The organism is Devosia sp., assembly GCF_028290645.1.
GTDB lineage: Bacteria > Pseudomonadota > Alphaproteobacteria > Rhizobiales > Devosiaceae > Devosia_A.
In genome coordinates this window covers 1-8,470 of record NZ_JAQGJL010000040.1, presented here as the reverse complement: position 1 = coordinate 8,470, position 8,470 = coordinate 1, and the positions used below count along the sequence as shown (strand labels likewise).

Here is an 8,470-nt window from a genome sequence, read left to right as displayed (position 1 = left end):
GGGATCAGGCCGCGCATCACCTCGGCCGCTTCGGGGCCCTGCAGTGCCAGCAGCGCGCAGTGGTCGGAGCGGTTGAGCGTCGCCTTGCCCGCGGCTGCGGCGGCAATGCGCTGGAAATCGGCGTCCTTGGTGCCGGCGTTGACGACGATGTAGAGCGCGCCGCCCCAGCCATCAGCGGCCGGCCGGGCGATCATCAGGTCGTCATAGGTGCCGCCAGCGTCGTTGAGCAGCAGGGTGTAGCGGATCTGGCCGGGCTTCAGCCCCTTGATGTCGCCGCAGACCAGCGGTTCGATGATCGCGGCGATGGCTGCATGGTCGGCCTCGTCGTCACCGGATTTCTGGTCGATGACGAGGAAGCTCGGGCCCATGTGCGAGACATCGAACAGGCCGGTGTGTTCGCGGGTCCATTTGTGCTCGGCGATGATGCCGGCGGGGTACTGCACCGGCAGCGAATAGCCGGAGAACGGCACCATGCGGCCACCGAGCGCGATGTGCTTGTCGTTGAGGACTACGGTCTTGAGGTCGTCTGCCGCTTGATCGGCCATCGGGACACCAGGGGTTGACTGCACAGCAACGCGCGAGCACCGCCCGGCGTTCGTGCCCCCTCTGTCCGCTAACCTGAGAGATTTCCTCGCCGCCTATGGGCGAGTTGCTCCTTCGGTGAGGCGAGATCGCCTGCTTTCCAGAGTTCAGTTCGACTGCGGTCCGGGTGCCTGAGAGTTTCCGGGGCGGTTGCTCCTTCGGCGCCGGCGCGAAGCCGGACTCTCCCGCAGTCGAATGAAGCTAAGCCGGGTTTGGGGGACGAAGTCAATTGGCATCAGGCATCCACGGGCGCCGGCGCCACCATCAACCACAGGGTCATTCCCGCGAAGACGGGAACCCCGTTTGCCGAGCTTACCGCGCGCCCTCCGAAACAGAGGTCCCCGTTTTCGCGGATGACATCCAGAATGGGGAGGCGTCGGGGAGAAGGATCGTCCTCAGCTGTCGAAGCCGACCCAAATCACGATCTGCTCGCCGCCGGTGTAGGGGATGGCGACGTTCTCGACCACCTTCACGAACTCTTCGGACTGGTTCGGCGGGGTGATGGTGACGGGGATATCGTAGCGCTCGGAGAATAGCGCCACGTTGTCGCGCTCGACGGCGAAGCGGACCGGCACATTGACGTTGGTCTGGTTGCCGGCGGGGCCGAGCAGGAGGCGCCCGACGATCCCCATCTTCACGGTGATCAGCCCGTTCGAGACCACGCAGTTGCGCGACTGCTTGTCGATCACTGCCTGGTAGTTGAGGTCCTTGGCGTTACCGACCTTGCCCTTGCCGTAATAGAACAGCGCCTCGCCACCCAGCCGCACCTTGATCGGCGGACATTCGGTGGCAATGGCGGGCAGCGCGTTGGTGCTGGCTGTCGCCAGTTCCTGCTGGGTGGGATTGGCGGTCTGCATGGCCGAGGGGCCGCTTGCGGCCGGGGCGAACATGTTGCCCATCGAGCATGCCGAGAGGGCGAGCGCCACGGCTCCCATCGACACGAGACGCGCGCCCCGCGTCGTCGCGAATTCAACAAACCCCATACGAGTGCTCCTTACGCACTTACTTGCGACGTTTGCAGGGCCATGAGGATGGCGGGCGCGCCGCTGACGGTCACTCCTGCAACATCCTGCACGAACAGGTCCCTGACGACGCCGTTCTCAATGATCATGGCGAAGCGCGCGAAGCGCTTGCCGAGGTCGCCAAACTGCTTCACGAGGCCGAGCGCTTCGGCAAGGTTGCCGTGCGCATCGGAAATGAACTCGACCTTGCCGAGTGCCTCGGAACGTTCCGCCCAGGCCTTCGTGACGTGATGGTCGTTGACGGCGCCGCAGACGATCTTGTCGACGCCAAGAGCGCGGAATTTCGCGATGTTGGCGACGAAACCGGGCAAATGCGAGGTGTCGCAGGTCGGGGTGAATGCGCCGGGCACCGCGAAGAACACCACTCTGCCCGTCCCCAGCACTGCGTCCGACGTGGTGTCGACGGTATCGCCCGTGCCCACCAGCTTTATCGGGACCGACGGTATCCTGTCGCCACGCTGGATCGTCATGTGCTGAATTCTCCCCAAGAAACGTCGAGACCAAGCTTCGTGCCCGGAATCCGGGCGCGGTGGACCTTAGATCAGTCGTCCGTCGCCGTCGACCCGGCGGACGCAATCCGCCGTTCGACCGAGAACGGGCCCATTTCGGTCATGAACGTGAGCCGGACGGGCTTGCCCTCCACGTCGCGGCCACTTTCTCCCCCGAGCAGTGGCAGGAGGACTATTTTTCCATCCGGGCTTTTTTGCGGCGCGCCAAAGAGTTGGCCACCTGCTCCGGTATCGGCGATGAGCGACAGTGGATCGACCCTGGGGTCGCCGAGGCGCACCGCCAGCGCTCCGGCGTCATGGTCGAACCCCACCGAGGCGATGGGGTCGCGGGGATCGTCCCACGGCATCGGAGTCAGCGCCAATGCCTGGGCGATGCGGAGGCCCTCGGCGCGATCCGGAGCGGTGAAATCGAGCGGAAGCGCGAATGTCGCCATCACCGGCACGCAGATGTCGGAGCAGACGCCCATGGTCACCTGAAGCTTGACGTCGGCGGCAGCGCCGTCGAGCTTCAGCTCCACCGGAAGGACAGTGGGGCCGCGATAGACGAAATCGACATAGCCCGTCTGGGTCTCGAGCACCGGAAACGGCCACAAGACCTCGTACCCGGTCACGCCGGCCGAGCCGGTGAAATCGAACTGGGTGGGGATGCCGGTTTCGCCCGGCACGCGCCAATAGGTGTTGGTGGTCATCGGCATATCGATCTCGAGCGCCACCATGCTGGTGCCGCCCGGCTTCAGCACATCTGCCGAGATCAGCCGCACCCGCGCGCCGGGCGCCACCTCCTGCCATGGCGTCTCGGCCGCCGTGGCGGGGAGGGTCGAAGCGAGAACAAGCAGGACTGCCGGAATGCGCATGGGTGTTCGGATAGCCGAGCGCACCCTAAATAGAAACCCGGATCAGGTCTTCGTGAAGGTACGCTAGGCAGAGTGGCGGGGCGGGTCTAAACTATTGGCCGTCCGGCTCTGCCGGACCAGGAGATGTTGCCGATGGAGTCGCTCAGGGGCCAGTTTCTCGTCGCCATGCCCGAAATGGGTGACGAGCGCTTCCGCGAGACCGTCATCTACCTGGTCGGGCACGGTGAGGAAGGGGCGATGGGGCTGGTGGTCAACCAGAGCCTCGAGGACATGAAGTTCGCCGACATACTCGAGGAGCTTGAGCTGGGGGAGAAGGACGAGCTTATCCGCCTGCCAGACTCGGTCAGGAACCGCCAGGTGCTGCGCGGCGGGCCGGTTCAGAAGAGCCGCGGCTTCGTGCTGCATTCCTCGGACTATTTCCGCGTCGGCAATTCCTACGAGGTCACCGACGACATCTGCCTTACGGCGACGCTCGATATCCTCAAGGCCATGGCCTTCAAGAACTCCCCGAGCCAATCGCTGTTCGCGCTGGGCTATTGCGGCTGGGGCGCCGGGCAGCTCGAGACCGAGATCCAGGGCAATGGCTGGCTCACCGTGCCGTTCTCGCGCGAACTGCTGTTCGGCCTGCCGATCGAGAACCGGTATGACGCGGCGCTGGCGAGCCTGGGGATCACGCGGGCGACGCTGAGTGGCGCGGCGGGGCATGGGTGAACGACCCGTCGACATAGAGGATGGCGGCGCTGCTGACTGAAGCAGACGGCCCCTCCCCCCTCCCTCCCCATAAAGGGGAGGGTCGAGTGTGTGGCGCCATAGAACCCCGACCCACCGGCGGGCACCTCCCCTTTATGGGGGCGCTCCGGTAGGCGCTGAAACCCCGCCTACTTCCCGTTGAACTGCGTCTGCAGGCGCTTGCCGAGTTCTGCTCCGCTCATCGCGGCGCCGAAGGCGTAGCCCTGGGCGTATTGGCAGTTGAGTTGCTGCAGGCGCTCGATCTCCTCGATGGTCTCGACGCCCTCGGCGATGACGCTGAGGTCGAGTTCGGTGGCGAGCGTGATGATGGCGCGGATGATCGGCACCTGGGTGTGGCCCATGCCGCTGTCGTCGCCCAGCTGTACGAAGGCAGCGGGAATCTTGATGGTGTCGAACGGGAAGCGGTGGAGGTAGCTCAGCGACGAGTGGCCGGTGCCGAAATCGTCGAGCGCGAGGCGGAGGCCGAGGGCGCGCAGCGCGTTCAGCACATAGGCCGAGTGCTCGGGATTGCTCATCACCTGGCTCTCGGTGATCTCGAGCTTGAGGTGGCGGGCGATCTGGCGGTGGTCGGAGACCAGCGCGCGCATATCGTTAAGCAGTGATTCCGTCGCCAGTTGCGCCGGCGAGAGGTTGACCGAGACGAAGAAATCCTCGGGTAGCGGCAGCGAGGCAGCCCATTCACGGGCCTGCCCGGCGGCTTGCTCGAAGGCGACGCGCCCGAGGCGCTCGATCAGCCCGGTGCGCTCGGCCAGCGGCACAAATTCCTCGGGCGCCACGACGCCGCGCTGTGGGTGATTCCAGCGCATCAGCGCCTCGCAGCCGGCGATGGTACCGGCGTGGATGTCCATGATGGGCTGGAACAGCACCGCCAGTTCGCCGTGACGCAGGCCGCGGTCGAGGTCTTCCTCGCCGGCCTTGGAGTAGGCGGCGATGGAGCGGGCCGAGGCGCGGAAGGCCTCGATGCGGTCGCCGCCGAGGCGCTTGGCGTAATACATGGCGAGTTCGGCATCGCGCAGCACGTCGGGGGCGGCGACCGGGTTGCCGTCGTAGATAGTAACACCGATCGAGGCGGTGAGGCTGAGGTCGCGCTCGCCAAAGTTGAACGGGGATTTCAGCGCCTTGCGGATCTGCTCGGCGGTCTCGGCGATCTTGCCTGCGGCCTGCTCGGAGGCGAGGATCACGCCGAACTGGTCGCCGCCGAGCCGGGCGACGGTATCGAGCGGGCGCATGACGCGGGCGACGCGGCGCGAGATGGCGAGCAGTACGGAGTCCGCCGCCGACCGGCCTACCCGCTCCTCGAGCTCGGTGAAGCGGTCGATATCGATGAGGAATACGGCGGGCTTGGTGCCATTGGGCTGGCGGGCGCGAACCAGGGCCCGCTCCAGCCGGTCGAGGAACAGCTGCTTGTTGGGCAGGCCCGTGAGGCTGTCATGCACCGCGTCGTGCAGCAGGCGCTCGCGGCTGGCGCGGTCCTCGTTGACGTCCTGCAGCGTGCCGACGATGCGGTTGACCTGCCCGTCGCCGCCGAGCACCGGCTTCACCCGCATGCGGAAGGTGCGGAAGGTGCCGTCATGGGCGGTGAGCCGGACATCCGCAGAGACCTTGCCGCGGCGCAGTTCCACCAGCGTGTCGAAAGCCGTGCGGAAGCGGTCGCGATCTTCGGGGTGGACGCGATCGAGCCAGCGCTTGATGGAGCCGCGGAGGGCGCCGCGGCGCTCGCCGAGGCGGGTGCCGAGTTCATCGGAGACCGAAACGCGGTCGCGCTCGATGTTCCAGTCGAAGACGAAGTCGCCGGAGCCGGTAAGCGCCAGGGCCCGTCGCTCGACTTCGGAGAGCGTGCCTATCGACACCTGCCCTTCGGAGAAGGCGTGCTGGACCGAGGTGAAGCCCAGCAGCATGACGATGAGGACGAGGCCGCCGGCCACTGCGGGCTGCGCCACGTCGTTCGACACCTGCCCGGTGACCACCAGCCAGGAGTAGAACAGCCAGGCGATGTAGATGACCCAGGTCGGCACCAGCAGCACGGCGCGGTCGTAGCCGCGGAGCGCCAGCAGCAGGATCAGGAAGAAGCCGGTGACGCCGAGCAGCGCCAGGACCAGCCGGGCCACGGTGGCGGCGATCGCGGGCTGGAAGAACGCAAAGCCGAACAGCGCGAGGAACACCACGACGAGGGCCAGCGCGAGGTGGATGAAGCGCAGATGCCATCGGTGGAGGTTCAGATAGATGAACAGGAATCCGAACAGAGTCGTGGCGATACCGGCCTCGGCGGCGGCACGGAAGGGCTGCATGGAGCCGTTGGAAATACTGAGAAGCGGGCCGAGGACGCCGAAATCGACGAGCAGGTAGATCAGCACCGCCCAGGAGAACGCGGCGGTCGCTGGGAAGATGCCGCGCCCCTTGACTACGAACATGATGGTGAGGAACACCGCCGCCAGTGCCGAGACGCCAAGCACCGTGCCGCGGAACAGGGTGAACGAGTTGACGTAGTCGCGGTAGGCGTCGGGCTTCCAGAGATAGAGTTCGGGCAGCGCACCGTTCGACAGCTCGGCGACGAAGGTCACGGTGGCGCCGGGGTCGAGCACGACCTCGAACACGTCCGCCTCGCGGTCGGTGAGGGGGGTCGGCCTTAGCCCGGCGCTCGGCGTCAGCACCTTGATGCGCTCGGCGCCCAGATCCGGACGGAACACGCCGGAGCCGGGCAGACGGAAATAGGGCGCGACCAGAAGGCGCTCTAGCTGCACGTCGGAATCGTTGCGGAGCGCGAACAGCGCCCAGTTCGGATTGGTGCCGCCGACCGAGGCCAGCACTTCGATGCGCCGGATGATGCCGTCTTCGCCGGCGGCGGTGGAAAGCTGGACCTTCCCTCCCTCGCCGGGAACGACGTCGACCACGCCGGTGAGGTTCACGGCGTTGACGTCCTCGGGGGCGGTGATGACCTCGAGTGCCGAAGCAGGAAGGCTCCCAGCCAGCGCAAACGCAATCCACATCGCGAGGAAAAGGATGTGACGCATTAGCTGAAAGTTGGTCCTGCCGCGGTCATGGATGGGGAAACTAGGTATCGGGGTTTCCCCTTTGGGACAAGCGCTCACCGGCTGGTGTGCCTGATGGTCGAGTCGTAGCGCTCCCGGGTGAGTCCGAACAGCACATGGTCAGCCCACCTGCCGTCGATCTGGAGGTAGTTTTCGGCGTAGCCCTCTTCCCGGAATCCGTTTTTTTCAAGGACACGGCGGCTGGCCTGATTGTCCGGGAGGAAGGCGGCGTGAATCCGATGCAAGCCAAGGGTTTCAAAGCAGAATGGTACCACGAGGCCGACCGCTTCGGTCATATATCCCTTGCCGGCGAAGGCATGCCCCATCCAGTAACCCAGATTGACGAACTGGGCGGCGCGACGGCGGACATTGGAGAGCGTGATGCCCCCCACAAGCTCCTCGCTGCTGCGGGTGAAGATGAAGAAAGAATAGTCGGTCCCGGCCTTCGCCTCGTCGCGCCCGCGTTTCAGCCGCGCGGCGAAGACGCGCTGGCTCAGGTCCGAGTCGGTCCAGCGGGGCTCATAGGGCCTGAGGAATTCGCGGCTTGCCCGCCTCAGGTCGCGCCACGCGGTGTAGTCGCTGGTCCGCGCTGCGCGCAGCATCACCCGCTGCCCCATCAGCACCGGAGTCTCGTCGCGGGCAAACCAGGTGAGCATCATGACGGCGCCGCCATGCGTTCAGTTCTTAAGCTGCGCCGCGATGTCGCGATAGTCGGGAAGTTTGGCGACCGGGCCGATACCGGCCAGCGACACCTTGCCGGCTTCGAAGATCTGCCGGGCGACCTGCTTCACCCGGTCGGCGGTGATGCGGTTTATGCGCTCGACCGTTTCCTGCAGCGGAATGGTGCGGCCCCAGAGGATCTGCTGGCGCGCCAGCTGGCCGGCGCGCGATGAGGGGCTCTCGAGCGACATCAGGAGGCCGGCGCGGATCTGGTTACGGACGCGGATCACTTCCTCGTCGGAAATCGTCTCGGTGGCCTTGCGCAACTCATCGAGCACCACCGGCAGCAGGTCCGTCACCTCGTCCTCGCCGGTCGATGCGGCAACGCCGAAGATACCGCTGTCGGCGAAGGCCCAATGGAAAGCATAGACCGAGTAGCAGAGGCCTCGCTTCTCGCGCACTTCCTGGAACAGCCGCGAGCTCATGCCGCCACCAAGGATCGAGGCGAGGATCTGGACGGCATAGAAGCCGTCGGAATTGTAGGCCTTGCCCTCCATGCCGAGGACGATATGCGCCTGCTCGTGGTCGGAGACCAGCCGCTGCTCGCCGCCGACATAGGCGGCCTTCTCGGGCGCCGGTGCGCCGGTGGTCTTCAGGTCGTGGAAGCGATTGTTGGCGATATCCACCAGCGCGTCGTGGTCGACATTGCCGGCGGCACACAGCACCATCTGGTCGCCGACATAGTTGCGCTCCATGTAGGATCGGATCGTGCCGGGGCCGAAACTGTTCACCGACTCGACGGTGCCGAGGATGGTGCGGCCGATCGCCTGGTCCGGATAGGCGGCCTGCTGGAACAGGTCGAAGACGTGGTCGTCCGGGTTGTCGCGCGCCGCGCCGATCTCCTGGACGATCACCTGCTGCTCGCGGTCGAGCTCGTTCTGCTCGAACAGCGAGTTCTGGAGGATGTCGGAGAGGATGTCGGCGGCAAGCGCCACGTCTTCCTTCAGCACGCGGGCGAAGTAGCCGGTATGCTCCACCGAGGTCGCGGCATTGAGGTCGCCGCC

Annotated in this window: 7 protein-coding genes, 1 pseudogene and 1 riboswitch; of the genes and pseudogenes, 1 reads left to right on the top strand and 7 read right to left on the bottom strand. The window is 65.9% G+C overall.

What is annotated here, in order from left to right; all coding sequences use genetic code 11:
• The 4 genes and pseudogenes from JWQ89_RS02300 to JWQ89_RS02285 all read right to left on the bottom strand — a co-directional run.
• A pseudogene (locus tag JWQ89_RS02300) lies at positions 1 to 545 on the bottom strand (glycine cleavage system protein T); the annotation flags it as partial.
• Between the two features lie 146 nt (positions 546 to 691).
• A riboswitch (glycine riboswitch) is annotated at positions 692 to 780 on the bottom strand.
• A 197-nt stretch (positions 781 to 977) separates the two neighbouring features.
• Positions 978 to 1,565 carry a hypothetical protein gene (locus JWQ89_RS02295; protein WP_299638054.1) on the bottom strand — a complete coding sequence of 196 codons (588 nt, stop codon included), beginning with the start codon at positions 1,563 to 1,565 and terminating at the stop codon, positions 978 to 980.
• An 11-nt stretch (positions 1,566 to 1,576) separates the two neighbouring features.
• Positions 1,577 to 2,074 (bottom strand): peroxiredoxin, encoded by a 498-nt coding sequence (locus tag JWQ89_RS02290; RefSeq protein ID WP_299638053.1) that lies wholly within the window; start codon positions 2,072 to 2,074, stop codon positions 1,577 to 1,579.
• A gap of 71 nt (positions 2,075 to 2,145) precedes the next feature.
• Positions 2,146 to 2,967, bottom strand: a complete 822-nt coding sequence (locus JWQ89_RS02285) for a protein-disulfide reductase DsbD domain-containing protein (protein WP_299638052.1) — start codon at positions 2,965 to 2,967, stop codon at positions 2,146 to 2,148.
• A gap of 132 nt (positions 2,968 to 3,099) precedes the next feature.
• Between JWQ89_RS02285 and JWQ89_RS02280 the strand changes: the two genes are divergently transcribed.
• The gene (locus tag JWQ89_RS02280; protein ID WP_299638050.1) at positions 3,100 to 3,678 is read left to right on the top strand and encodes a YqgE/AlgH family protein; all 579 of its coding nucleotides are present in this window, start codon (positions 3,100 to 3,102) and stop codon (positions 3,676 to 3,678) included.
• 167 nt (positions 3,679 to 3,845) lie between these two features.
• On the opposite strand, the gene JWQ89_RS02275 is transcribed toward JWQ89_RS02280, so the two are convergent.
• The 3 genes from JWQ89_RS02275 to JWQ89_RS02265 all read right to left on the bottom strand — a co-directional run.
• The gene (locus tag JWQ89_RS02275) at positions 3,846 to 6,728 is read right to left on the bottom strand and encodes an EAL domain-containing protein (protein WP_299638048.1); all 2,883 of its coding nucleotides are present in this window, start codon (positions 6,726 to 6,728) and stop codon (positions 3,846 to 3,848) included.
• A 74-nt stretch (positions 6,729 to 6,802) separates the two neighbouring features.
• Positions 6,803 to 7,405, bottom strand: a complete 603-nt coding sequence (locus JWQ89_RS02270) for a GNAT family protein (protein ID WP_299638046.1) — start codon at positions 7,403 to 7,405, stop codon at positions 6,803 to 6,805.
• Between the two features lie 18 nt (positions 7,406 to 7,423).
• A partial coding sequence (locus JWQ89_RS02265; protein WP_299638044.1) for a pitrilysin family protein occupies positions 7,424 to 8,470 on the bottom strand: 1,047 nt, incomplete at its 5' end.

What these genes read in the sequence shown, in the direction of transcription:
- JWQ89_RS02295 (WP_299638054.1), bottom strand. Translation starts at nt 1,565, where the DNA reads ATGGGGTTTGTTGAATTCGCGACGACGCGGGGCGCGCGTCTCGTGTCG.
- JWQ89_RS02290 (WP_299638053.1), bottom strand. Translation starts at nt 2,074, where the DNA reads ATGACGATCCAGCGTGGCGACAGGATACCGTCGGTCCCGATAAAGCTG.
- JWQ89_RS02285 (WP_299638052.1), bottom strand. Translation starts at nt 2,967, where the DNA reads ATGCGCATTCCGGCAGTCCTGCTTGTTCTCGCTTCGACCCTCCCCGCC.
- JWQ89_RS02280 (WP_299638050.1), top strand. Translation starts at nt 3,100, where the DNA reads ATGGAGTCGCTCAGGGGCCAGTTTCTCGTCGCCATGCCCGAAATGGGT.
- JWQ89_RS02275 (WP_299638048.1), bottom strand. Translation starts at nt 6,728, where the DNA reads ATGCGTCACATCCTTTTCCTCGCGATGTGGATTGCGTTTGCGCTGGCT.
- JWQ89_RS02270 (WP_299638046.1), bottom strand. Translation starts at nt 7,405, where the DNA reads ATGATGCTCACCTGGTTTGCCCGCGACGAGACTCCGGTGCTGATGGGG.